At 55.7% G+C, this 24,139-nt stretch carries 28 protein-coding genes; 8 read left to right on the top strand and 20 right to left on the bottom strand.

Going from position 1 to position 24,139, the window contains the following annotated elements; translation table 11 throughout:
- The first annotated feature begins 196 nt into the window (after nucleotides 1-196).
- From flhA to Q0903_RS06900, 4 genes are read left to right on the top strand one after another with little or no spacing between them, the layout of a single operon-like run.
- Complete coding sequence (flhA, locus tag Q0903_RS06915) at nucleotides 197-2,275, top strand: flagellar biosynthesis protein FlhA (protein WP_299026911.1); 2,079 nt, start codon at nucleotides 197-199, stop codon at nucleotides 2,273-2,275.
- Nucleotides 2,272-3,045, top strand: coding sequence for a flagellar biosynthetic protein FliR (locus tag Q0903_RS06910; RefSeq protein ID WP_366141481.1), 774 nt, complete (start codon nucleotides 2,272-2,274; stop codon nucleotides 3,043-3,045). The genes flhA and Q0903_RS06910 overlap by 4 nt, the downstream gene beginning before the upstream one ends.
- Nucleotides 3,042-4,127 (top strand): flagellar type III secretion system protein FlhB, encoded by a 1,086-nt coding sequence (locus tag Q0903_RS06905; protein ID WP_299414014.1) that lies wholly within the window; start codon nucleotides 3,042-3,044, stop codon nucleotides 4,125-4,127. Before Q0903_RS06910 ends, Q0903_RS06905 begins: the two co-directional genes overlap by 4 nt.
- Entirely contained in the window at nucleotides 4,124-4,528 is a 405-nt protein-coding gene (locus Q0903_RS06900) for a hypothetical protein (RefSeq protein ID WP_299414012.1), read from the top strand. Before Q0903_RS06905 ends, Q0903_RS06900 begins: the two co-directional genes overlap by 4 nt.
- Nucleotides 4,529-4,543: 15 nt before the next feature.
- On the opposite strand, the gene Q0903_RS06895 is transcribed toward Q0903_RS06900, so the two are convergent.
- Genes Q0903_RS06895 through Q0903_RS06855 form a run of 9 tightly spaced genes read right to left on the bottom strand, consistent with a single transcriptional unit; the run spans nucleotide 4,544 to nucleotide 9,168 of the window.
- Nucleotides 4,544-5,074, bottom strand: coding sequence for a flagellar basal body-associated FliL family protein (locus tag Q0903_RS06895; protein WP_299414011.1), 531 nt, complete (start codon nucleotides 5,072-5,074; stop codon nucleotides 4,544-4,546).
- Nucleotides 5,075-5,089: 15 nt separating this feature from the next.
- A complete protein-coding gene (gene flgH, locus Q0903_RS06890; protein ID WP_299414008.1) occupies nucleotides 5,090-5,824 on the bottom strand; it encodes a flagellar basal body L-ring protein FlgH in 735 nt (244 codons plus the stop codon).
- Nucleotides 5,825-5,828: 4 nt separating this feature from the next.
- Nucleotides 5,829-6,248, bottom strand: a complete 420-nt coding sequence (flgA, locus tag Q0903_RS06885; protein ID WP_299026897.1) for a flagellar basal body P-ring formation chaperone FlgA — start codon at nucleotides 6,246-6,248, stop codon at nucleotides 5,829-5,831.
- Nucleotides 6,248-7,033 (bottom strand): flagellar basal-body rod protein FlgG, encoded by a 786-nt coding sequence (gene flgG / locus Q0903_RS06880; RefSeq protein ID WP_299026894.1) that lies wholly within the window; start codon nucleotides 7,031-7,033, stop codon nucleotides 6,248-6,250. Before flgG ends, flgA begins: the two co-directional genes overlap by 1 nt.
- A gap of 12 nt (nucleotides 7,034-7,045) precedes the next feature.
- Entirely contained in the window at nucleotides 7,046-7,765 is a 720-nt protein-coding gene (locus tag Q0903_RS06875) for a flagellar hook-basal body complex protein (protein ID WP_299026891.1), read from the bottom strand.
- Between the two features lie 2 nt (nucleotides 7,766-7,767).
- On the bottom strand, nucleotides 7,768-8,037 hold the full coding sequence (locus Q0903_RS06870; RefSeq protein WP_299026889.1) for a flagellar biosynthetic protein FliQ: 270 nt from the start codon (nucleotides 8,035-8,037) through the stop codon (nucleotides 7,768-7,770).
- A gap of 16 nt (nucleotides 8,038-8,053) precedes the next feature.
- Nucleotides 8,054-8,344, bottom strand: a complete 291-nt coding sequence (gene fliE / locus Q0903_RS06865; protein ID WP_299026886.1) for a flagellar hook-basal body complex protein FliE — start codon at nucleotides 8,342-8,344, stop codon at nucleotides 8,054-8,056.
- A gap of 33 nt (nucleotides 8,345-8,377) precedes the next feature.
- On the bottom strand, nucleotides 8,378-8,770 hold the full coding sequence (flgC, locus tag Q0903_RS06860) for a flagellar basal body rod protein FlgC (protein ID WP_299414003.1): 393 nt from the start codon (nucleotides 8,768-8,770) through the stop codon (nucleotides 8,378-8,380).
- Between the two features lie 11 nt (nucleotides 8,771-8,781).
- On the bottom strand, nucleotides 8,782-9,168 hold the full coding sequence (locus Q0903_RS06855; protein WP_299026881.1) for a FlgB family protein: 387 nt from the start codon (nucleotides 9,166-9,168) through the stop codon (nucleotides 8,782-8,784).
- Between the two features lie 81 nt (nucleotides 9,169-9,249).
- On the opposite strand from Q0903_RS06855, the gene Q0903_RS06850 reads away from it, so the two are divergent.
- Nucleotides 9,250-10,590 carry a FliI/YscN family ATPase gene (locus tag Q0903_RS06850; protein ID WP_299414000.1) on the top strand — a complete coding sequence of 447 codons (1,341 nt, stop codon included), beginning with the start codon at nucleotides 9,250-9,252 and terminating at the stop codon, nucleotides 10,588-10,590.
- A 9-nt stretch (nucleotides 10,591-10,599) separates the two neighbouring features.
- Here the strand turns inward: Q0903_RS06850 and Q0903_RS06845 are convergent, their stop codons facing one another.
- The 6 genes from Q0903_RS06845 to Q0903_RS06820 all read right to left on the bottom strand — a co-directional run bounded on the left by Q0903_RS06845 (nucleotide 10,600) and on the right by Q0903_RS06820 (nucleotide 13,964).
- On the bottom strand, nucleotides 10,600-11,391 hold the full coding sequence (locus Q0903_RS06845) for a DUF1217 domain-containing protein (protein WP_299026875.1): 792 nt from the start codon (nucleotides 11,389-11,391) through the stop codon (nucleotides 10,600-10,602).
- Complete coding sequence (flbT, locus tag Q0903_RS06840; RefSeq protein ID WP_299026872.1) at nucleotides 11,391-11,795, bottom strand: flagellar biosynthesis repressor FlbT; 405 nt, start codon at nucleotides 11,793-11,795, stop codon at nucleotides 11,391-11,393. The genes Q0903_RS06845 and flbT overlap by 1 nt, the downstream gene beginning before the upstream one ends.
- A 13-nt stretch (nucleotides 11,796-11,808) precedes the next feature.
- A complete protein-coding gene (gene flaF, locus Q0903_RS06835; protein ID WP_299026869.1) occupies nucleotides 11,809-12,162 on the bottom strand; it encodes a flagellar biosynthesis regulator FlaF in 354 nt (117 codons plus the stop codon).
- Nucleotides 12,163-12,238: 76 nt separating this feature from the next.
- Nucleotides 12,239-13,081: a flagellin gene (locus Q0903_RS06830; protein WP_299026866.1), complete on the bottom strand. Its 843-nt coding sequence runs from the start codon at nucleotides 13,079-13,081 to the stop codon at nucleotides 12,239-12,241.
- 255 nt (nucleotides 13,082-13,336) lie between these two features.
- Nucleotides 13,337-13,690, bottom strand: a complete 354-nt coding sequence (locus Q0903_RS06825) for a hypothetical protein (RefSeq protein ID WP_299026863.1) — start codon at nucleotides 13,688-13,690, stop codon at nucleotides 13,337-13,339.
- Entirely contained in the window at nucleotides 13,680-13,964 is a 285-nt protein-coding gene (locus Q0903_RS06820; protein ID WP_299026861.1) for a rod-binding protein, read from the bottom strand. The genes Q0903_RS06825 and Q0903_RS06820 overlap by 11 nt, the downstream gene beginning before the upstream one ends.
- A gap of 117 nt (nucleotides 13,965-14,081) precedes the next feature.
- On the opposite strand from Q0903_RS06820, the gene Q0903_RS06815 reads away from it, so the two are divergent.
- Nucleotides 14,082-16,355: a flagellar hook-length control protein FliK gene (locus Q0903_RS06815; protein ID WP_299413995.1), complete on the top strand. Its 2,274-nt coding sequence runs from the start codon at nucleotides 14,082-14,084 to the stop codon at nucleotides 16,353-16,355.
- Nucleotides 16,356-16,364: 9 nt separating this feature from the next.
- Nucleotides 16,365-17,039 (top strand): flagellar hook capping FlgD N-terminal domain-containing protein, encoded by a 675-nt coding sequence (locus tag Q0903_RS06810; protein ID WP_299413993.1) that lies wholly within the window; start codon nucleotides 16,365-16,367, stop codon nucleotides 17,037-17,039.
- Here the strand turns inward: Q0903_RS06810 and Q0903_RS06805 are convergent.
- From Q0903_RS06805 to Q0903_RS06785, 5 genes are all read right to left on the bottom strand, one after another.
- Nucleotides 17,036-18,364 carry an FAD-dependent oxidoreductase gene (locus Q0903_RS06805; protein ID WP_299413990.1) on the bottom strand — a complete coding sequence of 443 codons (1,329 nt, stop codon included), beginning with the start codon at nucleotides 18,362-18,364 and terminating at the stop codon, nucleotides 17,036-17,038. The two genes, Q0903_RS06810 and Q0903_RS06805, sit on opposite strands and share 4 nt — an antisense overlap.
- Nucleotides 18,361-19,179, bottom strand: coding sequence for an ABC transporter permease subunit (locus Q0903_RS06800; RefSeq protein WP_299026849.1), 819 nt, complete (start codon nucleotides 19,177-19,179; stop codon nucleotides 18,361-18,363). The genes Q0903_RS06805 and Q0903_RS06800 overlap by 4 nt, the downstream gene beginning before the upstream one ends.
- Nucleotides 19,176-20,051, bottom strand: a complete 876-nt coding sequence (locus tag Q0903_RS06795; RefSeq protein WP_299413987.1) for an ABC transporter permease subunit — start codon at nucleotides 20,049-20,051, stop codon at nucleotides 19,176-19,178. The genes Q0903_RS06800 and Q0903_RS06795 overlap by 4 nt, the downstream gene beginning before the upstream one ends.
- Nucleotides 20,052-20,130: 79 nt before the next feature.
- Entirely contained in the window at nucleotides 20,131-21,258 is a 1,128-nt protein-coding gene (locus tag Q0903_RS06790; RefSeq protein WP_299413985.1) for an ABC transporter ATP-binding protein, read from the bottom strand.
- A gap of 74 nt (nucleotides 21,259-21,332) precedes the next feature.
- Entirely contained in the window at nucleotides 21,333-22,418 is a 1,086-nt protein-coding gene (locus Q0903_RS06785) for a polyamine ABC transporter substrate-binding protein (protein WP_299026840.1), read from the bottom strand.
- Nucleotides 22,419-22,643: 225 nt separating this feature from the next.
- Between Q0903_RS06785 and Q0903_RS06780 the strand changes: the two genes are divergently transcribed.
- Nucleotides 22,644-24,041, top strand: a complete 1,398-nt coding sequence (locus tag Q0903_RS06780) for an aspartate aminotransferase family protein (protein WP_299026837.1) — start codon at nucleotides 22,644-22,646, stop codon at nucleotides 24,039-24,041.
- Nucleotides 24,042-24,139 lie beyond the last annotated feature (98 nt).

Genomic DNA, 24,139 nt, shown 5'->3' with positions numbered 1-24,139 from the left:
CGATAGCAATGAAGAACCCGCAGAACGCGGAACAGAAAAGGTGCAGAATGCAAATAATTTGTCGCAAAGCTATTGGTATCGCAGCGATATTCTGCTGCTCCGGCACAGATGAAAAATGGGAAACCAGCGCCGCATTTTATAGCCGTCATATGTCCAGAACCCGAATCGCACATGACGCGGTGAGATGGAGGCGCGTATGAATTTTTCCATTCGCGCGCTTTATCAGCCAACAGTCCTTTTAGCCGTTGCGCTGATGACCATCATTGTGATGATGATTTTGCCGATGCCGGCATGGATTTTGGACACAGGTCTGGCAGCCTCCTTCGCACTCGCCATTCTGATATTCACCGTCACCTTGTTTATTGAACGGCCTCTCGACTTTTCCGCCTTCCCGACAATTCTTCTGGCATCTCTCATGCTGCGGTTGTCGCTGAATGTTTCCTCAACCAAGCTGATTATTGGTGAGGGGCATACCGGAACTGATGCTGCTGGTGAAGTGATCGAAGGGTTTGCACAATTCGTCATGGGCGGCTCGGTTTTTCTCGGTCTGGTTGTGTTTTGCGTTCTTCTGATCGTGAACTTTATGGTGATCAACAAAGGCGCTACGCGTATGGCCGAAGTTGGTGCGCGCTTCGCCCTCGACGGCATGCCTGGCAAACAGATGGCGATTGACGCAGACATGTCAGCCGGCGCAATCAGCCACGAAGAGGCGAAAGAACGCCGCGCGCGCGAACAACAAGAAACCACCTTTTTCGGTTCTCTCGATGGCGCGTCGAAATTTGTAAAAGGCGATGCGATTGCTGGCCTTTTGATTACCTTGCTCAATCTCGTTGCAGGTCTGATCATGGGAACGCTGGTCCATGACATGCCCATCGGTGCCGCGTTTGAAACTTATGCAATTCTAACGGTCGGGGATGGCCTGGTTTCCCAGATTCCCGCTGTGATTATCTCGATTGCTTCGGCGCTTTTGCTTGCACGGGGCGGTGCGCAGGGATCTACCGATCTTGCAATGTTTGCGCAGCTCAGCAAGCATCCCGCAGCCCTTGCAACCGTCTCGTGTTTGATGGCGCTCTTTGCGATTGTTCCTGGCATGCCTTTCATTCCCTTTATGGCAGGTGCAGTAGGGCTGGGGTTTTTATCTTACCGCATGTATAGAAAAGCTGCCCTCGCCCCCATTATTATCGACGAACAAGAAGCAGAGCCGTTGCCCCGCGACAAACCGCTAGGCGACGTTCTGGAACTTGATGATATTCACGTTGAATTTGCACCTGACCTTGTCGGCATGGTGCTCGATCCCGGTACTGGGCTCGACGCGCGGATTGTAAACATGCGTACGCATGTGGCTTCTGTGTTTGGCCTCATTCTGCCCGAGATCAGACTGACAGATAATCCGGCCCTTTCGGCTGGCACCTATCTGATCCGTATTCAAGGCGTCGAACAGGCGCGCGCCGAACTGAGCCCCGAACAGGTACTCGCCCTCGCGCCAGAAAATCCCGATGTTCTTCCCTCAGGCACAGACACAGTCGAGCCTGTCTACGGTGCCCCTGCTCGCTGGATCAATGCCAAGGATCAGGAGGAGGTCGCCCTGTTGGGTGTCACGCTGGTCAGCCCGGCCGAGGTCCTCGCCACTCATCTTCTAGAGGTCGTCAAAAGGAACTTTCCACGGCTTCTTACCCTCAAATCATTGCGCCGATTGCTGGAGGAAATGGTAAACATATCGTCACCCATGCGGGCAGAAGCAAATCGCAAGCTGCTGGATGAGCTGATACCGGACAAAGTGCCTGTTGATGTCCTCCATTCCGTTCTCCGTCTTTTATTGGCCGAGCAAGTTTCAATCCGCAATTTGCCTCTCATTCTCGAGGCAACCGCCGAAGCACGCGGTCAAAACTCTCAGCCCGAAGCTATCTGCGAGCTGGTGCGCCAGCGCCTCGGTTTTCAGTTGGTCGCCGAAATGCGCCGCGCAGACGGAACCCTGCCCTTGGTGCAACTTGCGCCTGAATGGGAAGACACCTTCAGCGCCTATCAGGTTGATGCGGATCGCGGCCTCGACATCGCGCTGCCGCCCGATCTTTTCAACCAACTCGCCGACGGTGTTTCCCAGAAGCTGAACGATGCAAACAAGAACGGTATCTACCCCGCGATCGTTACCAACACCCGCCGCCGCCGCTTCATGCACACCGTGATGCGGGCAAAAGGCATCAATTCACCCGTTTTATCATTCGAAGAGATCGGACTGGATGCAAGGCCGTCGCTTGTCGGTGTTGTTCCCGCATGATGCAAAATCTGGCAGAGCTTATGGACATCACCGATGCCCTTCTTTGGCAAGGCTTTGCCGTTTTCGTGCGGGTGAGTGCCTTGGTGAGCCTGCTGCCAGCATTTGGCGAACAGTCAGTACCAGCGCGGGTAAAATTGGGGATCGCGCTGGCCTTCACCTTTATCATAGCACCTGCAGTCGCCGCCCCGGTTCAACCAATGCAATTTGAAACTGTATTCTGGATCATCTTCACAGAAATTACCGCCGGCCTCATTCTGGGCATCGGCATCCGCTTGTTCATTCTTGCGTTGCAAACTGCAGGCTCTATTGCGGCGCAATCAACTTCTTTGGCGCAAATTCTCGGCGGCGCAATGGCAGAGCCTGTTCCCGCTATGGGCCATATTCTAGTGATGGGCGGGCTCGCACTCGCGGTGATGACCGGTTTGCATGTGCGTGTCGCCGAGATGGTCATCCTCTCCTACCAGATGTTGCCAATGGGTCAGTTTCCCAGTGGGGCTGATGTATCTGAATGGGGTGTAGACCAGATCAGGCGGGCTTTCTCGCTGGCCTTTACATTGGCTGCGCCATTTGTCGTTTTGTCGGTTCTCTATAATGTTGCCCTGGGCGTGATTAACAAGGCCATGCCACAGCTTATGGTGGCCTTTGTCGGTGCGCCAGTGATCACAGCAGGTGGTCTGATGCTCTTGTGCTTGTCCGCGCCTTTGCTTCTGTCAACGTGGCTGGAGGCGCTCAACAACTTCATCGCAAACCCGCTAGAGCCAGTCCCATGAGTGATAGCGAAGACTCTGCCGACAAGAGTTTTGACCCAACTCCGCAAAAACTTCTTGAGGCGCGTAAAAAGGGCGACGTTCCTAAATCTACCGACCTGCTGACAGCATGCGGGTATCTCGGTCTGTTGGTCGCGTTATCCGCCTTTGGCGCATCAGGGTTGGGCTATGTTGGATCCGCTCTCATGACGTTGCTCGACCAACCAGATGAGCTGGCCACCCTCTTTTTCGGCGGCCGTGCTGCCGCTCCGTCTATGAGTATTTTGCAGATGGTCGGCTCGGGATTGATCCCCTTTTTTGCACTCCCTGCCGTTGCTGTAATTCTGGCTCTGTTCGCTCAACAGGCTTGGGTCTTCGCGCCCAGCAAGTTAGAGCCGAAACTCAGCCGGATATCGGTAATTTCCAACGCCAAAAACAAGTTTGGTGCTGACGGGATATTCGAGTTCTTCAAAAGTTTCGCAAAACTGCTGATCTTTTCTACCTGTCTGGCCATGTTCATTTATCTTTGGCTGCCCGAAATGATCGCCGTTTTACAAACCGATCCCAATACCGTTATTTCCCTACTCGCCAAAATTTGCATGACATTTTTGGGCGTGGTTGTTGTCGTGTCCGGTACAATCGGTGGCGTGGATGCGGTTTGGCAACACGAGTCACATATGCGCAAAAACCGGATGTCCCGAAAAGAAGTCACTGACGAAACCAAAGAGAGCGAAGGCGACCCGCATCAGAAACAAGAACGCAAGCAGCGCGCCTTTAGCGCCGCCCAAAACCAGATGATGCAAGACGTACCAACAGCCGATGTCATTATCGTGAATCCGACCCATTTTGCCGTTGCCCTGAAATGGAGCCGCCTTCCCGGTGAGGCACCTGTTTGCGTGGCCAAAGGTGTGGACGAGATAGCCGCAACCATAAGGCGTTTGGGCGCCGAAGCTGGCGTTCCGATACACTCCGATCCCCCGACCGCGCGCGCGCTGCATGCCGCCGTAGAGATCGGCAATCAGATCAGACATGAAGACTACGCCGCAGTTGCTGCCGCGATCCGTTTTGCCGAAGAGATGCGCGCCCGCGCCAAGGGTGCCGTATGAGCAACCTAAAAGATCTGAAAACGATGCAACAAGTGGTCGAAATCAAATACCGCCAACAACAAGAGAGCTTTGCGCGCCTGATGGTCCAGGAAAACCGCCTGCGCGCCTCTCTTACTCAGCTGGACCAGCAGATGGCGGACAGCCGCGCGAGCAAAGATTCACCGCAAAAGGCAATTGGCGCAGATGTTCTGTGGCAAGCATGGATTGGCCGTAAAAAGCGAGAGCTTAACATGCAGTTAGCGCAAGTACTCGCTGTGAAAGAGCGCCATATTTCTCAAGTTAGACACGCATATGGCAAGGTTCTCGTCACGCAAACCCTGGTGGATGAAACGCATACCAAAGCGCAACAAAAAATGGCGCAGTCACAATTGGACCGCGCCATTTCATCCATGCTGTTTTAGACAAGGCCAAAAGACCTAGTAATCCTGTCGCGCGATCTCGATGATGAGGACGTCATTTGCAACGTCCTTCCCCAAATCCTTTTGGGCGACCTCAAGCAGGGCTGCGCGCAATCGACCCAACACCTTCGCATTGGTGAAATTCCCCTCAAAACCACCCATATTTGCATGATCGAAAAGCACTTGCAGAAAGCTGTCGCGCAGTTTCGGCTCTCTGAGATAGACAGTATCGGTTTTTCCAGCTGGCACCTCGATACTCAACGCGAGAACAACCAAGGCCGTTACCTTGTCAGCAGCAACAATCGGCACGACAAACTGGTTATTCAATTTGACGAACTCTGCCGTTGCCGCTTCCTTTTCGTCGTTCTCCTTGTCAGTTGCTTTCTTGGTGTCACCACTCTCCTTATCATCAGTTCCGGCCTCATTTTTGGCTGGATCCATATCAGTGGCCTCTGCCAACGGTGCTTGGTCGGGGCGCAGAAATATCCCAGCACCCACACCTGCACCAGCGCCGATCAGCAATAAAACAAGCGGAAGAAGTTTTTTCATTCCAGAACCCTCTGATTAAAACGGCAAGACAGCATCGAGTACCTGCTGCCCGATACGTGGCTGCTGAACATCACTGATCTGGCCGCGACCCCCATACGAAACACGTGCTGACGCGATTTTGTCATAGGTGATTTCGTTCTGGCGAGAGACGTCTTCGGGTCGCACAAATCCGGTCACAAGCAATTCGCGTAGTTCGAAATTCACGCGCAATTCCTGACTGCCCGAAATCGACAGAACGCCATTTGGCAATACATCAACAACAGCTGCCGCGATCCGCAGCTCCAGCTTTTCCTTGCGCGTAACGGAGCCGTCACCAGATGAACTGCTCTGGGAATCAAGCCCGACCAACTCATCTGCTGATGCACCTTCTGGCAATTTTTTGTTCAGGCGTTGCGGCAAACCGAACAACCCCGGCACACTCAGACTTTCAGACCCCGAGCGGCTGCGATCTGAGGAGTTGGATATTTCAGCCTTCTCGTCAATCTCGATCACTACTGTCAGGATATCGCCCCGCACAACAGCGCGACGATCCCCCAGCAGCGATGCACGCGCGGGCGACCAAAGCGATGCGGCGTCAACGGGTCGGTCATTGCCAATGACCACCGGCAATCCCGGCTCTATCATGGCGCGAGCCTCTGGCGCCTCCATAGCTGGGGAAAAACTGGGTGGGCTGCCAATGTGGTCGGCCCGCGCACAGGCCATCGTCATGCCAAGAATAACAAGACCGCCGAGTTTGAGTGGGGTATGCATAGGATCAGTTCCTTACCTGTATAGTGCCGTCTTCCAAAATTTGGCCAAAGATGGTCGCGCGCGAACCTAAGTTCATGACGCGGATGCGGTCGCCAATAGCGCCCCGTTCCAATGCCCGGCCCTCGGTGGTGATGCTGATCCCGCCAGCAAGATACCGCAGGCCAACAATCTGGTTTCGTGTGATCACGGCAGGTGGTCCGATATCGCCAAACAGAATGGGTCGGCCTGCATAGAGCGCAACACGCGCCTCTTGGCCGATTACATCCGACAGACGCGCGTAACCCGACGCGAGATCGCCCGCCGCAACAGTAACGTCCGTTTCCAGAATAATCTGGTTGGGCCGGATCGTGCGCGCAGGCACGACGATATCGGCAAAGACAGGAAAGGCCATGACAGCCGCAGAGGCGATAGCAACCATTCTCATCAGCGCACCTGCGTGGTTGCGCCCATCATCTGGTCGACAGCCGAGATGACTTTGGCGTTCATTTCATAGCCGCGCTGCGCTTCGATCAATTCGGTGATTTCGCGCACGGCATCTACACTGCTGTCCTCCAGATAGCCTTGGCGCAGCGTGCCCAATCCATCCTGCCCAGGGGACGAGACAAGCGCAGGTCCCGATGCTTCGGTTTCAAGGAACATGTTGCTGCCAATCGCCTCCAATCCTTTTGAATTGGTAAACCCCGTCAGCGTGAACTGCCCCAGCAGCTGCCCACCCGCAGCCTCGTCAAAATATGCATAAACCTCGCCATCCGCGTTGATCGAAATACTGCGCGCATCAGCGGGGATGGTAATTTCGGGCCCCACTGGGAAGCCTTCGGACGTAACGATCAGCCCTTCACCTGTGCGTTTGAGACCGCCATCACGGGTATAGGCCGTCTGGCCATTCGGCAGGGTCACTTCCAGATAGCCCAGCCCGTCAATAGCCACATCCAGATCACCCTGCGTGGCAGAGAGTGACCCTTGCTGTAAATGAACGCTCACGGCGGCAGGGCGCACGCCGAGACCCAGCTGCACACCCGTAGGCAGCACTGTGCCATCGGCGGCGTTGACCGATCCGGCCCGCGCCATCTGTTGATAGTGCAAATCCGCAAATTCAGCGCGACGGGCATTATAGCCTGTCGTGCTCATATTCGCGAGATTGTTGGAAATCGTCTCGACCCGCATCTGCTGGGCACTCATTCCGGTGGCGGCGATGGTAAGGGCGCGCATAAGCTCTCTCCTTTATTGGGATTGTGTCAGGGTTTTGACGGCCGCGCGCACGCGCTCGTCCTCTGTTTGTAGAAAGCTCTGGCCCATCTCGTAGGCGCGCTGGACTTCGATCATCCGGCTCAGCTCGAGCAGCGGGTTTACGTTGGACCCTTCGACAAATCCTTGCAGCACACGGGCTTGCTCGGCGGGTTCGTCACCGGCATCGGCGCGAAACATTACCCCGTCTTCACGGACCATGCCCAACGGCTCCAACGGGCGCACGATGGCCATTTGGCCCAACGGCGCACCCTCCATGCTCAGCGTACCGTCGGATGAAACCGCCAATGTGCCAGCCCCCGCAGGGACAAACAGCGGTGCGCGGCCAGCGTCCAGCACAGGAAAGCCGTCAGGCGTAACCAGCTGCCCGTCGGCACTGGGCGAAAACGCGCCTGCACGCGTCAGGCGGTCCCCCATCGGGGTCTGCACAACAAAATACCCATCCCCCTCAATTGCGAAATCAAAGGTACCGCCCGTCTGGCGTAACCCACCTTGCTCAAAAGATGTTTTGCCAATGTTGCCCTGCCCCATCGACAGCGAAGCACCACGATCAACAGATTTGACGTACTCCGAAAAAATAACCCCCTCGGCACGGAACCCCGTTGTTGCGGCATTCGCGATATTATTCGCAACCACCTGCATTTCGCGTTGCAGGCCCGATTGACGGGTCAGCGTGATATAGCCAGTGCTTTCCATCTTTATCCTCCGATGATGAGCGGGATGATCTGATCGTGAAAAAACGCGACAAGTGTGTTGGTCATAAAATGCATGGACATCCAGAACACGACCGCGATTGCGGCCAGTTTCGGCACGAACGTCAGGGTCATTTCCTGAACTGACGTCAGCGCCTGCACCAAACCAATAGAGACACCTGTCACCAGTGCGGCGACAAGGATGGGCAGGGAGATCACAAAAGCGACCCATAGCCCCTGCCTCATGGTGTCAAAGAACACCATTTCATCCATCATCAGACGCGGCCTTTCATCAGACCGGCATCCGCAAGATTTCCTGATAGGCCTCAACGACCTTGTTGCGCACATTCACTGCCGTCTCGACGGCCAGTTCCGTTTGCGCAAGCGCCTGTACCAAAGCATGCGGGTCGGCGTGGCCCATCATGTTGGCCTGTGCGATCTGCTCGGACTTGGCCAATGTTGACGCAAAATCCCCTGCAACACCGCGAAGCATCGCAGCGGAGCCGCCTTCGCCCTCCGCGGGTGTGGTCGCAGGTTTGGCAGAGGTGTAATTCTGGATGGCGGAAAGTGATTTTAGTTCCATTCTGGATCTCCTTTTTTAGTAAATTTGCGCGCCCTAACGGCGCAACAGCTGCATCAGACTGCTCGACATTTTGCGCGCCTGATCGAACATTTTCAGGTTCGCCTCATAGCTCCGCTGCGCCTCGCGCGCGTCAGCCAATTCGATCAAAAGGTTTACGTTAGAGCCTTCATATTGGCCGGTTTCATCCGCTAGCGGGTGCGCAGGATCATAGACTTGTGACAGATCGGTCTGGTCGAGACGTACGCGCCCCACCTCAACCTTTGAAACCCGTTGACCCTGCCCCAACGCCGTCTCGAACGAGATCAGCTTGCGGCGATAACCGGGTGTGTCTGCGTTCGAGATATTTTCTGACAGGTGCCGCAATCGTTGCGCCTGCGCCTGCATACCGCTGGCCGATACAGATCGGGCTGATGAAAAATCGCTCATATCATGTTCTCCTATTTGGTGCGGCCAGCCACACGCAGCACGTCCAACGCGGATTTATAAATCGCCAACGCGCGGTCATGGTGGCTTTTTGCTTGGGCGGCTTTCAGCAGTTCGTTTTCCAACGAGATCGTGTTGTCATTGGGATTGTCGCCGCCACGCATATCGACAGGGGCCATTGATTGGGTCGCAGCACTGCCGTGCAGATGCCCCTCACGGGTGGCCCGCTGTGTACCGGCAGCATTGTCAGGCGCGTACATCATCGCAAAAGGCGGCATTTGCTTGCCCACGTATCCCGGCGTGTCGGCGTTCGCCACATTTTGGGAAATAACCGCTTGGCTCTGCCCAGCATGGCGCGCCATGGCCGAAGCTGTCTGAAAGACTGATAAATTTTCGAACATCGGGATTCTCCACGCTGTAATTTCAATGAAGGCTTAAGGGTGATTCCTTTAGAAACAGTGAGCAGCAACCAAAGGAACACCATGACAGACGCATCGCTTATCGACGGGTTAGTTGCCCATATCGCTGATCTGCGCGCTGTGCGCCCTGTTGGTCGTGTCAGCCGCGCGAACGGTGCAGCGCTGCACATTACTGGCCTGTCACATGACGCCTCTATCGGGGACGGCTTGCAGGTGTACCGCAAACGCGGCGCACCGCTGCGCGGCGAAGTCGTTCAAATTGTCGGCGATACTTTGGTCATGCTGGCCGAGGCACCACCAGAAGGGATTAGCCTGAATGATATGGTGACACTGCTGGCTCCTGCGGTGATTGCACCCTCGCCCGAATGGCTGGGCCGCATCATTGATCCCACGGGCAACCCGCTGGACGGCAAGCCTTTGCTGCGCGGTGCGCATGCCCGCCGCCTGCTCTGCCCTCCGCCGAACGCCGCCAATCGACGGCCCTTTGGCCATCGTCTAAGCACGGGGCTGGCCGTCACAAACACAGTGTTGCCTATTGTACAGGGTCAACGGATGGGCCTGTTTGCAGGCTCTGGTGTGGGCAAATCCACGTTGCTCGGGCAATTCGCACGTCACATGAGCGCGGATATAGTCGTGATCGCCATGATCGGCGAACGGGGCCGCGAGCTGCGCCATTTTGTTGATGAAGTGTTGGGAGAAGATGGGCTGGCGCGCGCAGTTGTTGTCGCCGCTACATCAGATCAATCCCCCCTCTTGCGCCGACGTTGCGCTTGGACGGCGATGGCCGTGGCCGAGCATTACCGCGATGCGGGGCACTCTGTTCTTTTTCTGGCCGATTCGATCACCCGCTTTGCCGAAGCGCACCGCGAGGTGGCTGTTGCAGCAGGCGAAGCACCCGTGCTGCGGGGCTTCCCCCCTTCCACCACACACCTGATCACTTCGCTATGCGAGCGTGCCGGACCCGGTGCCAGCAGCCAAGGCGATATTACCGCGCTTTTCAGTGTTCTGGTCGCAGGCTCGGATATGGACGAGCCGATTGCAGATATTCTGCGCGGCGTTCTGGACGGGCATATGGTGCTGGACCGCGCAATTGCAGAGCGTGGGCGTTTCCCTGCTGTGGATGTTCTCAGGTCTGTTTCGCGCAGCCTGCCTGCGGCAGCCAGCACACGGGAGAACGCGATGCTGGCTCAAGCACGCAAGATGATCAGCCTATATGACGCGAATGCCATGATGATCCGTGCAGGCCTGTACACCCACGGCAGCGATGCCGAGATCGACAAAGCCATCCAGTTGCACCCTGAGATTGAGGATTTCCTTGCCAAGATTGAGCCCGAAGACGCCCAGCGCAGCTTTAGCCAGCTGGAATTGATCCTGCGCCGCGCTGGCCTCTCGGTAGCGGCGTAGCGCGTGAGGCTAGCCCCCGCGCAACAAGGTCAACGCGATCGCATTTGATGAAAAGCTGTTGTTGAACTGTGCAATCTGATCGCGAACAACGTACTTCGTGATCAACTCCTGGACCAGCTCGGGATCGCTAAAGATGCTCAAATCATCCGAACCGAATTCCTTATTTGCCCGTTCTTTGAACACACCCAATTGCTGGTCGATATCAATCTGGCCAAAGGCACTTGGCAGGTTTAGTGCAGTCTCGAACAGGCTCCGCAAAGGTGGTTCACCCATCAGCGTAAACCACTTGGCGTCGTTCGACATATCCTCACCCGCGAGCAATCCCATCTCACGCTCCGCATATAGGGCGAAACGCATCGCTTCATTTTGCTCACCGGCTGCGATCTCGAACTCGATGGTTTCGTAGCGGTCGATAATCGCTTCGGCGAATACCGGTTCCCCCACTTTGAGGAACTCCCCTGGTCCAAACCCAAAGGCCTGTGACATCTCCTTGTAGCGCGGATCGCTAAAGCGGTTGGCAAGCGCATCGTCATTGACGCTGCCTTCCTCAAGGATTTTACGGATGAAAAACTGGCTGTTGATATCGTCTTGCAAGCCAAACGCGCCCAACGCCACCGTTAGCAAACGCCGGTCCGCGACCAATTCCTCGGCGGTTTCAATCGCGCCAATATTCTCACGGAAGTAGTCCGAGCCGCGTTGCAGCTGCGCCGATTGGGTAAAGGCCTTGAACTGGCTGTCATAGGTCTCTTGCAGAAACCGCCAGCCGCCCAGACCACCGATGGGAATAACAGGCTGAAACATCAGCTTGGCCGCACGGCCAACAACCGTTCCTCACGGGGCAACAATGCGCGCAACGCTTTGAGCGTGCGATAATGCTGCTTTTCGATCACCGCCTGACTGGCCTCTGCCAGCATCTGGCGACTGTCGGGATCGGTAAATACCTGGCTTAGTTCTTCGACCTGCCGCAACAGCGGCAGATGGGCCGACTCAGCGTCCTTATCGCCCGACAGCACCAACTGGACGGCAAACAATGCGCGGCGCACAGGGGTTTTTGCATCTTCGGGATGGATTGCGTCGCGCAACCGCAGAATTTTTGCATCGGGAGTCATGATCGCAAGCCGACTGCGACGATCTCCATTTTCGATAACGGCACCGTTGATCAGCACCCGTTCTTTCGGACCCAGCTTTAGGACAAGACCGCTCATGTTGGATTCCAATCTATTTTAATCCGCGCATTATCGCAGTGTTCACTTCGACAAGCGCTGTGGCCGAAACCTCTCGGCGGATCGCTTTACGCGTGTGTTGTTCGGTAAATTCGGCCAAATAGATCAGGCGTGCACGCAGATCATCAGGCAGTAAATTGTCGGGATGCGCCACATCCATCGAAAACTTGCGCCACAGAGTGCGGTTTTCATGAAGCGCATGGATGAGCTTGTTGAAATCCCGCGCTTTCATTGCTGCCGTCATCCGCGAGGTAATCCGTGCGATTACATCATATTCGACACGACGGGCCGATCTGAGAGGCGCGGACTTAGGAGAGTACGCTTGGTGGGCAAGTTGAGTTGTATTCACGGTAGTCCCTACTCTTTAAAAGCTATGCCGGAGGCGCGCGAAAACGCGCCTCCAACTGTTTTTAACCAGTGAGAGTTTACCGGAAGAGAGACAGGATGGTCTGCGGCGCCTGATTGGCAATCGACAGGGCCTGAACACCCAGCTGCTGCTGTGTTTGCAAAGCCTGCAACTTAGCAGATGCCGCTTCCATGTCCGTATCGACAAGTGATCCGATACCAGATGTCAGCGAGTCCGACAGCTTGGAGACGAAGTTGGACTGGTCATCCAGACGCTTGGCTGACGTACCCAGCGCCGCAGCGCCAGTGATCGCGGCTGTCAGCATTGTGGTCAATTCGCCATAGGTTGTTGCGGCATCTGTTGTATCCGCAGTACCTGTCAGCGTAATGTCGGTAACAGTCGCCTCCAGATCAGCAGTTGCAACATCAATCGTTGTTGCAGTTGCAGCGCCAGAACCGACACGGTTGATCGAACCAACAACCGACAAACCGGTTGCACCGTTACCATCGGTATCCGTGTTCAGCAGATTCACACCATTGAATTGCGAACCTGCAACAATGGAATCCAACTGCTCTTTCTTGGCGGCCATTTCAGCGTCGATCTGCGTAAAGTTAGCAGATTCGGACTGTGCAGAGATGGCAAGCGCCTGCATTTCCTTGATCGTTTCAACGATCAATTCCGCGCCAGCACTTGCAACGGCAACAGCCGACTGGCCAGTGGCAAGGCTGTCTTTGACAGCATCCAGACCAGACACGTCGGATTCCATCACTTTGGAAATGGCCCAAATGGATGCGTTGTCTTTCGCACCATTGATCTCTTTACCGGTCGAGATCGCATTTTGCGTGTCCGACAGATTGCTGTTGATGGATTTGAGAGTTTGCAGGGCAACCATTGCGCTGTTGTTTGTAAGAATGCTCGACATTGAAGCATGTTCCTTTTTCGGTGCGGCGCTTTACGCCGGATAACGTCCACGCGATTGCGGGACAGGAATGCCATTCTGACCTATACGCCTGCCTTTTCGGGCAAGTGTGCCACCCGACAACCGGATGCCCGCTGAACATGCCCATCGCCTGCTTTCCAAATTCTTAACGGCCACCGCCCCAGTTGCGCGCATTTTATTCAACAGGCCCAAACACATTCAAACACGGGCCTGTTCGTTGATTTACGACCACCATCCTCAGGCACGCTTTTCCACTTTTTGAACGGTCTGGGTCACAACGCTTTGTTTGCGGCCTTGCGCATCATAGGTATCCAGCGCCGAACGAACCTGCCGCAAAGCAGCAAGCCGCGTGGCAACCGCACGTATCCCGTCCAGCGCCCCGTCCAGCAGCAACTGGTTGCGTTGCAGCTTTTCCTCCAGTGGCTGGATTTTTGCGCGGTTCATCTCCGCGTCATCCAGCAGCAAGTCCATCAGGTGTTCCTTGACGGGTAGCAGCGTTCCGAGCCCTTCCAGATCACCCTCTAGCAGAAACGCACGCTCCTGCTCCAACAGGGCTTCCAGTTTGGACAGGTCGATTGATTCATTCGTCATTTGTTTGCTCCTTCAATGCGTCGAATAGGGATTGTGCCAGCCCGATACCGCCTGATTTGACGATGTGCTTGGCCTGCTCCTGAATTAGGAACGATCCGAACTGGTCTTCGCCCACACCCCCGCCAAAAGCCTCGCTTGTTTTGCCCAAGCCTGCGGATTGCAGCATTTCAGCCAAAAAGGCCGCTTCTAGGTTTTGGGCCGCTTCCATCAAAGCGGCATCGCGCGGCGGCGGCGTGGATACGACAGGGGGCGGTGAGGGGGGAATCGGGATCATCCAAAAACTCCTTAAATTGCGTGGATTTTTCCAAGCATGAGGGCAAAGCAGTAAACAACCGGTAACGAAGAATGTGGATAGTGCAGCGGATCGAGGCAGAACCCCGAAAGGTGCATCATGAATATTCCCGTAGGACAAAGCGGCGCAAACACAGGCGTGTTGCCACTTGTAGCAGCTGATTCTGATGCGGCAGTTGTGCTCTTGGCAGGCAAGGGATCAGCAGAACAACAGCCCGATTTCGCAGGAATGTTTGCTGCGCTCGCAAAGGAAAGCCCCCAAAAACCAGCGCCCCCCTCAGAGACGGAAGCAACGCAAAAAGCGTCTGATATCGCTGGCAACACCAACGCACAAAAGGGTGATAAGGCGCAGCCATCTGACCTGAATACGGTTGATATTCGGCCGCCCTCTAATCCTGTGAAATCAGCCCTTCCGGATCATCGTACAGGCATGGCCATTACACCTGACAATCAGGCAAAACCGAAGCAAGTTGACCACGTTCATAGGGACGTGCCAATTCCGAAAGACGGGCGGCTTGGAAAAGAACAGCCAGCCAAACGCAATCCCGAAATCAGCAATCCAGCGGCACCGGACATCCCAAACCGTCCAAACAAGATAACCGTGACAGAACCCACTGGCACGACGCGGATGCAGGCAACGGAACAGCCTGAAGCAACAAATACTTCCAAAAACCAGACGCCAGAGACTGGACCTGCGATAGCGGTAAGACAATCCGATCTGCCAGAACTCCCGATGCGGACCGCGACAGCTCATGAAACTCATAAGCCTGAAGATCGCACCAATATCGCGTTGCCAAAAGGCAGGCAGGCTGTGCCAACCCCGTCTAGCAGTGAGGCCGTTATCTCGGCTGCCACGCTCAGCACCATACCTGCATATGCGGCGCATACCCCAAAACCGGGTCAAACGGTTTCGGATGGCATGCCTACAATCATACAGACACCCGCACCTAATTCTGGCACCGCAATTCTGACGCAGTCCGCCAGAATTGCACAGCCGTCGGATGGTTCGCAACAAGCCACCGCACAGCACTCAAAACAAGCCACCACACAGCACTCAACAATTGCACGGCACAAAATCACGCCGTACGCCGCGCCGCGGGCTGATCCCGCACCTTCGCAGGTGCCATCAGAGGACATCACTGAAACGCAAAGTAGTTCCGTGGCTGCCATGCCAAAAGCCGAAGTTCACAAGCGTCAGGATATGTCGCAGCCGATAGAAGTACGCGCGCGCATTCCTTTGGCTGCACAGACAAATACACCGTCCGTAGCAATGGAAACCCGTTTGCCCATCCAGCAAATTGACCCTGTTACCGACGGTGGGAAAGAATACTCCGCAGCTGGTGATCCGCAATTCACATCGCCCGAACCGAAACGCTTCGGGGTGCAAGCGCCCGAAATCACTCTGGCAAAGACACCACTCTCTCAAGAGGTGCCACAAACGGTTAAGCCTGCGGCAACGCTCAATACATCCGCACCCGTTTCCCTGCCCGAACAGGCAGTGGCCCCGCTGGCCGTACGGCAATCTGCCGCTCCAACTATCGCTGCGCAACCGCAACCCGCACCACATGTCGTGAACACACCGAACACTTCTGCGTCTCACATACCATCTGCGCTTCACATACCAGCTGCGGTACAAACCCCACCAGGCAGGATGGTACCACAGCCAGATATGACGCCGCATAATGAGCGGGACTCGTCCGCCCCGACACCAAGGTCAGCACACAACAGCAACGTATTCACGACACCTCACATGGCGTCGGCCCCCGCGCCAAACGCTGCACCCCAACAGACAAAACCGACCGCCAATACCCCAGCACCTCCCGTTTTATCAGCAGCAGGCGAGGTTTTGGGCAAAGAAGGCGCTTCACCCCTGTTTATGCCTGCTGACCAACCTGAGTTTTCAGGTTGGGACACGGCCCGAACGCAAGCGACCACCACAGTGGCTACAGCACCATTGCGTGCCGATCTTGCGCCACATGTCGCGCGGCAACTGGTAGAGGTAATGGCACAGGCAGCGCATAAGCCCGTAGAAATCGCGCTGTCCCCGCAGGAACTGGGGCGCGTTCGCATGTCTATTGTTGCTGATGATGGCACGATCACCGTCAATATCGTAGCAGAACGTCCAGAGACACTTGATCTGATGCGCCGCCACATTGACCAGCTTGGCCAGAGTTTTCGCAGCATGGGCTATGACCAGATCAACTTTGCCTTCGGGCAGGGCACTCAGAGTGATGATCAATCCGGTGATGGCGGATCTGGTGACCCGAAAAACACCGCATCTCACAATCCTCAGCAAGGCGATCAGACGCCTGATGCTGTTTCGGTAATAGACCTTGACCAGACGCCAGCTGGCGGCGTCGATATTCGCTTGTAAGGAGCAGTTATGATTTCCCCCACACTCACCTCCAATGGCGCAGCAAGTGCTGTCAGCGCGGCTGCGTCAGCACCTCAAACCAAAGCGGTTCTGTCTTCTGATTTCGAGACATTTATCAAAATGCTGACCACACAGGCCGAATATCAGGACCCGCTGGAGCCGCTGGACAGTTCGGAATATGCAGCGCAGCTGGCGCAGTTTTCCATGGTCGAACAGCAGGTACTATCCAACGATCTGCTGACGGCATTGGCCAACCAGTTGGGCAGCAGCACTATGGGCCAGATGGCAGGATGGATCGGGATGGAGGGGCGCACGACCGCACCTGTCCAGTTCGACAGCGCACCCCTGACCGTGCTGCCCACAGTGCCACCTGGCGCGCAAGCGATGGAGCTGGTCGTCTATGACGTGCAGGGTCGCGAAGTGGATCGCGGAGCACTGCCTGTCTCTTCTGATCCAGTTCTATGGGCTGGCGTAAAACAGGACGGTCAGCCCGTCCCAGCAGGTCTGTACCGCTTTGAGGTGGAGGCGACAGGCAGCGGTGATATCACTTTGCCCGCCACACCTGCTGCAACCTATGCCCGAATCGTCGAAGTGCAAAATGTAGGTGCCGAGCCGCGGGTCATCTTTGCCGGTGGGGCCGAAGCGCCCGCGGCCAGCATTTCCGCCCTTCGCGAAGGCACCTAACGGTCCGCCAACATCAGACCTGCATAGGCAAGCGGCATGACTGCACGCCGAAAACGCCCCAGCTCAAACCGGCGCAGGGGCGTTTGCATGGCCGCAGGGTACGGCATATCAGGCGTGCGGCCCTGCACCAACTGCGCCAACAGCGCGCCGCTGTAGGTTCCCATGGCAACGCCATTTCCATGATAACAAAGGGCAGCCCACAAACCGGAATGGTCAGGAACCTGACCTACAAAGGGCAGCATATCACGCGCGAGACAAACCATCCCGGACCAGCCATGTGCTGTCTCGACGCCGCGCCATGCGGGGAACATCGCTTCAAAATCCTGACGGATTTTTGCCGCTGCGCGCATCTCTGCCTGCGCACCGGTGAGCAAGCCACCCCGCATGCCGAACAGAAACCGGCGATCTGGCATGAGACGGAAATAATGTAGCAAATTGCGGGTGTCATAGACCATCTGATCGGTCGTCCATCCTGCTGCCACAAGCTCATCATCGGTCAACGGACGGGTGACGATCACATTCGACTGGCTGGGCAGATACCGTGCAGCCAGCCAGTCAGGCAAATCATCCGAAGAATAGCCGTTGGTTGCGATGATAACATGATCCGCAGTCAAAGAGTGGCCATTCACGTCAAGAACTGTCCCCCCCTGCTGCTGTGCCAACGATGAGACGCTGCTTTTTTCATATATCCGCGCCCCTGCAAGAACCGCCGCATGCGCCAAGCCGTCGATGTATTTGCGGGGGTTAAGGCCAAAGCCTGCCTCCACGGTCAAACCACCATGGAACGGTCCGCCCATTCCAAGCGCGTCCAGATCATCCGCACCATGCAGGTAGTGAGGCACGCCATAGTTTTCTTCTACCGTCACGGCATGGGCACGCAGGGCGGCAATATCTTTTGCGCGGTGGGCCAGCACTGTCTCGCCGCGCGAATGACGGTCGGCATTGATGCCATATGTCTCAATCAGATGCGCGACCATCTCGACTGCTGCCAGTTCGGTTCGGTGATAGGCGATACGCCCCGCTTTGCCAAAGCGGTGGTCAAGGGCGGCATCGCAAGCCATGCCACCGCCCAAGCAACAAAAGCCGCCATTGCGTCCTGACGCTCCCCAGCCAACATGCTGGGCGTCGAGCACTGTCACGCTGACGCCCGCTTGGGCCAGATGCAGGGCGGCGGATATTCCGGTAAAACCTGCCCCAATGATCGCAACATCTGTGCGACCCGTATCCGCAAAGGGCGCGTATTGCAGACTATCGGATGTTTCATCCCACCAGCAATCTGCCCGCGGGCCGTCACCGTAGGCATATGCGCCAAAAATGCGTTTCACGCGCCGCGCTCGGCCGCTTGTGCGTCCTTCTGCGCCCGCACTGTGTTGCGTTTGGAGATCAGCGAAGCGGATATTACACCCACAGTCACAACACCGATCATCAAGGTAGAGAGCGCGTTGATCTCGGGCGAAACACCAAGTCGGACCGCGCTCCATATCTTGATCGGTAGCGTGGTTGAGGACGGACCAGACACAAATGAGGCGATCACCAGATCATCGAGGCTAAGTGTGAAGGCCAGCAACCAGCCCGAAATCACCGCAGGGGCAATGATGGGCAGGGTCACAAGGCGGAAGGCATCAAAACGGTTGCACCCCAGATCTAGGGCCGCTTCCTCGAGCGAGCGGTCAAAACTGACGAGCCGCGAAGAGACGACTACAGAGACGTAACACATGGAAAAAGTGGTATGCGCCAGCACGATTGTCAGCACACCACGGTCCAGACCAATGCCGATGAACAGCAGCAACAGCGACAGCCCTGTGATGACCTCGGGCATGACCAACGGCGCATAGATCATGCCCGAAAACAGCGTACGGCCAAAGAAACGGCCCGCATTGACCAGCACGTAGGCTGCCATTGTACCCAGCAGGGTAGCGATGGTGGAGGAGATGACAGCAACCTTGATCGTCACCCATGCGGCATTGAGGAACGCCTCGTCGCGCAGCAGTTCGCCATACCATTTTGTGCTGAACCCTGCCCAAACGGTGACGAGTTTGCTTTCGTTAAAGCTGTAGATCACCAGCAGAACCATCGGCAGATAGAGAAACGCAAACCCGAGGGTCAGCGAGGTAATATTGAAAGGACTGAGGCGCTTCATGTTTCCGCCTCCGCCTGTTTTTGCTGGTTGCGCTGGAACAGTACGATGGGGACGATCAGGATAAGCAGCAAAATCACCGCCACGGCAGAGGCCACAGGCCAATCACGGTTGTTGAAGAATTCTTCGAACAAAACTTTGCCGATCATCAGCGTACCGGAACCACCCAGCAACGAGGGGATCACGAATTCGCCCAGCGCGGGGATGAACACCAGAAAGCAGCCCGCAATGATGCCGTTTTTCGACAGGGGAATCGTGACCAGCCAAAACGCCGAGAGGCGCGAGCAACCAAGGTCTTCTGCTGCCTCGATCAGGCTGTCGTCCATACGGTCAAGCTGTGCGTAGATCGGCAGGATCATAAAGGGCAGGTAGGTGTATACGATGCCAATGTAGACGGCGGTATTGGTGTTGAGGATGGTAAGCGGCTCGGAGATCAGACCGATAGAAAGGAGCAACTGGTTTAGCAGCCCCTCGTTGCTGAGGATACCGATCCACGCGTAGACGCGGATGAGGAACGAGGTCCAAAAGGGCAGAATAACCAACATCATCAGCGTGGCGCGCCATTCCTGCGGCGCGCGCGCCATGGCATAAGCGATCGGGTAGCCGACCATCAGCGTCAGCACGGTCGAGATAAGCGCAATCTTGAGGCTGCTCAGGTAGGCTTTGTAATAGAGATCATCGGTGGTCAGGAACACGAAGTTCTCAAAGTCGAGCCCTTGGATCAGCGCGCCAAGGCCGTCTTTAATAGTGGGTGCATAGGGCGGGATGGCCAGCGCGGTATCTGACAGCGATATCTTGAAGACGATCAGAAACGGGATCAGAAAGAGCGCTAGAAGCCATGCGTACGGGACGATTATGAGGGCAAAGCGGCGCATCAGAAGTACGCATCCATGCGGCGATCTTGTTTCGCGCGCGAAACAAATATGTTTATTAACAGATGGTTAACTGAAACTCTCATTTGTCGAGCAATACACCAGCGGTGGCGTTCCAACGGATCCAGACGGGATCTTCCCATGTGATATCACGGCGCGACAAACGACGCGTATTTGCGGTTTGCGCCTTGATAATCTGACCACCCGGCAACTCTACGTGGTAAGTGCTGAGGTTGCCCAGATAGGCGATGTCCAGCACCTTGCCTTGCACAGCATTCTCGGCCTCGGCGGGTTTGTCCTTTGTGATGCTGATTTTCTCGGGACGGATGGCAAGGAAACACTCCTGACCGTCCGCAAAGGGCCTTTCGGACACAGCAAGGATAGGGGCCTGATTGACGCCCCAATCAACAAAGTACTTTTCCTGATCTGCGGGTTTTGCGGTTCCTTTGATAATGTTCACGTCACCAATGAAATCCGCGACATAGACAGAGTTCGGGGCCTCGTAGATACCGCCCGGTGTGGCGACCTGAATGATGCGGCCTTCGTCCATCACAGCCACGCGGGAGGCGACTGTCATTGCTTCCTCCTGATCGTGAGTCACGATGACAAATGTGGTGCCTGTGGTCTCCTGAATGTCCATCAATTCAAACTGGGTATCCTGCCGCAGCTTTTTGTCCAGCGCGCCGAGCGGTTCATCCAGCAAGAGCAACTTGGGGCCTTTGGCAAGACTGCGCGCAAGCGCCACGCGCTGTCGTTGGCCACCCGAAATCTGGTGTGGTTTGCGGCGGGCGAATTTCTCCAACCGCGTAAGTTTGAGCATCTCGGAAACACGGGCATCAATCTTGTCTTTCGCCAGCTTGTCCCGACGCAGACCAAACGCGATATTCTCGTAGACGCTAAGGTGCGGGAACAGGGCATAGGACTGGAACATCATGTTCACAGCGCGCTGGTTGGGTGGCACAGCGGCAATGTCCTGCCCCGAAAGCTCAATCGTGCCTTCGGTGATTGTCTCGAACCCTGCAAGCATCCGCATCATCGTTGTTTTGCCGCATCCTGAAGGGCCAAGCAGGGCAAAAAACTCTTTCTCGTAGATGTCTTGGGTCAGATCATCGATTGCCACAAAATCGCCAAAGCGCTTGGTGACGTTTTTGAACCGGATTAGCGGCTTTTCATCGGGATTGTCCCAAGGTGCGAAAACGGTTGTGCTCACTACAGATAATCCTTGCGTGGGCGGGAAAGGAATTTGGGGCGGCACCTTATGGCACCGCCCCGATTGTCAGGGCATTATGTGCCTGATTTAACCTTGGTCCAGCTGCGTGTTACAACGCGCTGCACTTTTGGCGGATACGGGCGCACGGTAAACAGGTTCTCCAGCGTTGCGTCGTCGGGATAGATTGCGTTGTCACCAATCACATCCTCGACCAGAAATTCCTGCGACGCCTTATTGCCGTTGGCGTAATAGACATAGTTCGACGCTGTCGCCATGTTTTGCGCATCCATGATGAAGTTCAGGAATTTATGCGCAGCTTCGGGGTTTGGTGCATCTACGGGAATTGCCATCTGGTCAAACCACATCTGCGCGCCCTCTTTGGCGGCGTGATAGGCGACTTCAACGCCATTTTCAGCCTCGGCTGCGCGGTCACGGGCCTGAAGAATGTCGCCAGACCAACCAACAGCCACACAGATATCACCATTCGCCAGCGCGTTGATATACTCCGAGCTGTGGAACTTCTGGATGTAGGGGCGAACTTTCAGCAGCGCCTCTTCGGCCTTGGCCAGATCCTCTGGCTCCTGACTGTCGGGGTTCAGGCCGATGTATTTCAGCGCCATCGGGATCATTTCGGTAGGGGCATCAAGGAAATGCACACCGCAATCTGCCAGCTTGGACATATTGTCGGGGTTCATCACCAGCTCAAGCGAGTCGATAGGCGCATCTGCACCAAGGATCTCCTGCACCTTTCCGACATTTGTGCCAATCCCTGTGGTGCCCCACATATAGTTGATGGAATAGGCATTGTCGGGGTCATACTGAGCCGTGCGATTTTGCACCATATCCCACATGTTACCCATGTTAGGCAGTTGTGCCGCATCCAGTTTCTGGAACGCGCCTGCAGAGATCTGGCGTTGCAGGAATGTGCCCGTCGGCACAACCACATCATAGCCAGAGCCACCCGCAAGCATCTTTGTTTCCAACAGCTCGTTGCTGTCAAAGACATCATAGATCAGGTCGATACCTGTTTCTTCCTCGAATTTTGCCAGCAGGTCTTCATCGATATAATCGGACCAGTTGTACACGCGGACTTCTTCGGCCATGGCGGCAGTTGCCATAAGGGCAACGGCTGCGGTGCCGGTCAAAAGTGTTTTAATCATTATGGTACTCCCATGGGTGTGGTCGGGTTGTTCCCGACATCAACGAAAAGATGATCAAATTTTCAGTGTTTGCCAAGGTGATTTATCATTTTGACCTTAGTTACACAGGAATTTCGCGCAAATTTTTACCAATGTCGGATGGACTGCATTGAACAGTCTGATTGACCTGTACAAAATTTGATCATATTTTGGGGCCAGCCACACTCCAGCCTGATAGGGGCCTATATGACAATCGTTTCAAACCACCTGCCCACCGCCGAATTACAGGCGCTGGACGCCGCGCACCACATGCACCCGTTTACCACCAATGACGAATTGGGCGAACGCGGCGCGCGTGTAATTACCAGTGCAAAAGGCGTCTACCTGCGCGATAGCGAAGGCAATCAGATACTGGATGCCATGGCAGGTCTATGGTGTGTGAACATGGGGTACGGGCGCGACGAACTGGTGCAGGCCGCCACACGGCAAATGGCCGAGCTGCCCTATTACAATACGTTTTTCAACACGACGCATACACCCGTGATCGCGCTGGCCGCAGAGCTGGCCAAACTGGCACCCGAAGGGCTGAACCATGTGTTCTTTGCCGGCTCCGGATCAGAAGCGAATGATACCAATCTGCGCATGGTTCGGACGTATTGGGCCGAAAAAGGCCAGCCCGAGAAATCCCATGTGATCAGCCGCAAAAATGCCTACCACGGCTCTTCTATCGGGTCAGGCAGCCTTGGCGGGATGAGCTATATGCACGCGCAGGGCGGCATGCCGATCCCGGGTATCCACCACATTGGCCAGCCCGATTGGTGGGCTGAAGGCGGTGATCACACGCCAGAAGAATTCGGCCTTGCCCGTGCGCAGGAGCTGGAAGCGAAAATCCTCGAACTGGGACCTGAAAAGGTAGCCGCGTTTATTGCAGAGCCTGTTCAAGGCGCTGGTGGTGTCATTGTGCCACCCAGCACCTACTGGCCCGAAATCCAGCGCATCTGTGACGCATACGGTGTGCTGATCATCGCGGACGAGGTTATCTGCGGCTTTGGCCGTACAGGCAACTGGTTTGGCTCCACCACAATGGGGATCAAGCCGCATATCATGACAATCGCCAAGGGCCTCAGCTCTGGCTATGTGCCGATTGGCGGATCAATCGTATGTGACGAGATTGCCGAGGTGATCAACGCGGTGGAGTTCAACCACGGCTACACCTATTCTGGCCACCCCGTTTGCGCTGCCGTAGCGTTGGAAAACCTGCGCTTGCTGCAAGACGAAAACATCATAGACCATGTAAACAATGTCGCCGCCCCTGCCCTGCATAACGCGCTGGAAGATTTGCGCGATCACCCCTTGGTCGGCGGTGTTAATGTGAAGGGTATGATGGCCTCACTGCCGCTGACACCGCACAAAGAGTCCCGCGCGAAATTCGCTATGGATGCGGGCACTGCGGGCTTTATCTGCCGCGAGCGGTGTTTTGCCAACAATCTGGTGATGCGCCATGTCGGTGACCGCATGATCATCTCTCCGCCGCTCGTGATTACACCCGAGGAGATCGGAATCTTCCATACGCGTGCAAAATTGGCGCTGGACGAGACATACAAGACCCTCAAAGACGGTGATATGTTGAAACCCGCATCGTGAGTCACTGCGCAGGGCGTCGGAAATAGTTCGTTTCGCGCCGCTTTCTGCAGCCAAACCGCCTTAATTGTACTGGATATCGGTTAATTTTCCCGAAATCC

This window comes from uncultured Sulfitobacter sp. (genome assembly GCF_947502895.1).
Classification (GTDB): domain Bacteria; phylum Pseudomonadota; class Alphaproteobacteria; order Rhodobacterales; family Rhodobacteraceae; genus Sulfitobacter.
Note: the sequence above shows the minus strand (reverse complement) of the source record. Positions and strands in the feature narration are given on the sequence as shown.

Coding starts and splice junctions, on each gene's coding strand:
- Q0903_RS06855 (WP_299026881.1), bottom strand. CDS start 9,168: ATGTTCGAAAATTTATCAGTCTTTCAGACAGCTTCGGCCATGGCGCGC.
- Q0903_RS06910 (WP_366141481.1), top strand. CDS start 2,272: ATGATGCAAAATCTGGCAGAGCTTATGGACATCACCGATGCCCTTCTT.
- Q0903_RS06800 (WP_299026849.1), bottom strand. CDS start 19,179: ATGAAGCGCCTCAGTCCTTTCAATATTACCTCGCTGACCCTCGGGTTT.
- Q0903_RS06875 (WP_299026891.1), bottom strand. CDS start 7,765: ATGGAAAGCACTGGCTATATCACGCTGACCCGTCAATCGGGCCTGCAA.
- Q0903_RS06905 (WP_299414014.1), top strand. CDS start 3,042: ATGAGTGATAGCGAAGACTCTGCCGACAAGAGTTTTGACCCAACTCCG.
- Q0903_RS06895 (WP_299414011.1), bottom strand. CDS start 5,074: ATGAAAAAACTTCTTCCGCTTGTTTTATTGCTGATCGGCGCTGGTGCA.
- Q0903_RS06870 (WP_299026889.1), bottom strand. CDS start 8,037: ATGATGGATGAAATGGTGTTCTTTGACACCATGAGGCAGGGGCTATGG.
- Q0903_RS06850 (WP_299414000.1), top strand. CDS start 9,250: ATGACAGACGCATCGCTTATCGACGGGTTAGTTGCCCATATCGCTGAT.
- Q0903_RS06780 (WP_299026837.1), top strand. CDS start 22,644: ATGACAATCGTTTCAAACCACCTGCCCACCGCCGAATTACAGGCGCTG.
- flgG (WP_299026894.1), bottom strand. CDS start 7,033: ATGCGCGCCCTTACCATCGCCGCCACCGGAATGAGTGCCCAGCAGATG.
- flgH (WP_299414008.1), bottom strand. CDS start 5,824: ATGCATACCCCACTCAAACTCGGCGGTCTTGTTATTCTTGGCATGACG.
- Q0903_RS06845 (WP_299026875.1), bottom strand. CDS start 11,391: ATGTTTCAGCCTGTTATTCCCATCGGTGGTCTGGGCGGCTGGCGGTTT.
- flhA (WP_299026911.1), top strand. CDS start 197: ATGAATTTTTCCATTCGCGCGCTTTATCAGCCAACAGTCCTTTTAGCC.
- Q0903_RS06815 (WP_299413995.1), top strand. CDS start 14,082: ATGAATATTCCCGTAGGACAAAGCGGCGCAAACACAGGCGTGTTGCCA.
- Q0903_RS06810 (WP_299413993.1), top strand. CDS start 16,365: ATGATTTCCCCCACACTCACCTCCAATGGCGCAGCAAGTGCTGTCAGC.
- flgA (WP_299026897.1), bottom strand. CDS start 6,248: ATGAGAATGGTTGCTATCGCCTCTGCGGCTGTCATGGCCTTTCCTGTC.
- Q0903_RS06825 (WP_299026863.1), bottom strand. CDS start 13,690: ATGACGAATGAATCAATCGACCTGTCCAAACTGGAAGCCCTGTTGGAG.
- Q0903_RS06830 (WP_299026866.1), bottom strand. CDS start 13,081: ATGTCGAGCATTCTTACAAACAACAGCGCAATGGTTGCCCTGCAAACT.
- Q0903_RS06795 (WP_299413987.1), bottom strand. CDS start 20,051: ATGCGCCGCTTTGCCCTCATAATCGTCCCGTACGCATGGCTTCTAGCG.
- flgC (WP_299414003.1), bottom strand. CDS start 8,770: ATGAGCGATTTTTCATCAGCCCGATCTGTATCGGCCAGCGGTATGCAG.
- Q0903_RS06785 (WP_299026840.1), bottom strand. CDS start 22,418: ATGATTAAAACACTTTTGACCGGCACCGCAGCCGTTGCCCTTATGGCA.
- flbT (WP_299026872.1), bottom strand. CDS start 11,795: ATGAGCGGTCTTGTCCTAAAGCTGGGTCCGAAAGAACGGGTGCTGATC.
- Q0903_RS06820 (WP_299026861.1), bottom strand. CDS start 13,964: ATGATCCCGATTCCCCCCTCACCGCCCCCTGTCGTATCCACGCCGCCG.
- fliE (WP_299026886.1), bottom strand. CDS start 8,344: ATGGAACTAAAATCACTTTCCGCCATCCAGAATTACACCTCTGCCAAA.
- Q0903_RS06900 (WP_299414012.1), top strand. CDS start 4,124: ATGAGCAACCTAAAAGATCTGAAAACGATGCAACAAGTGGTCGAAATC.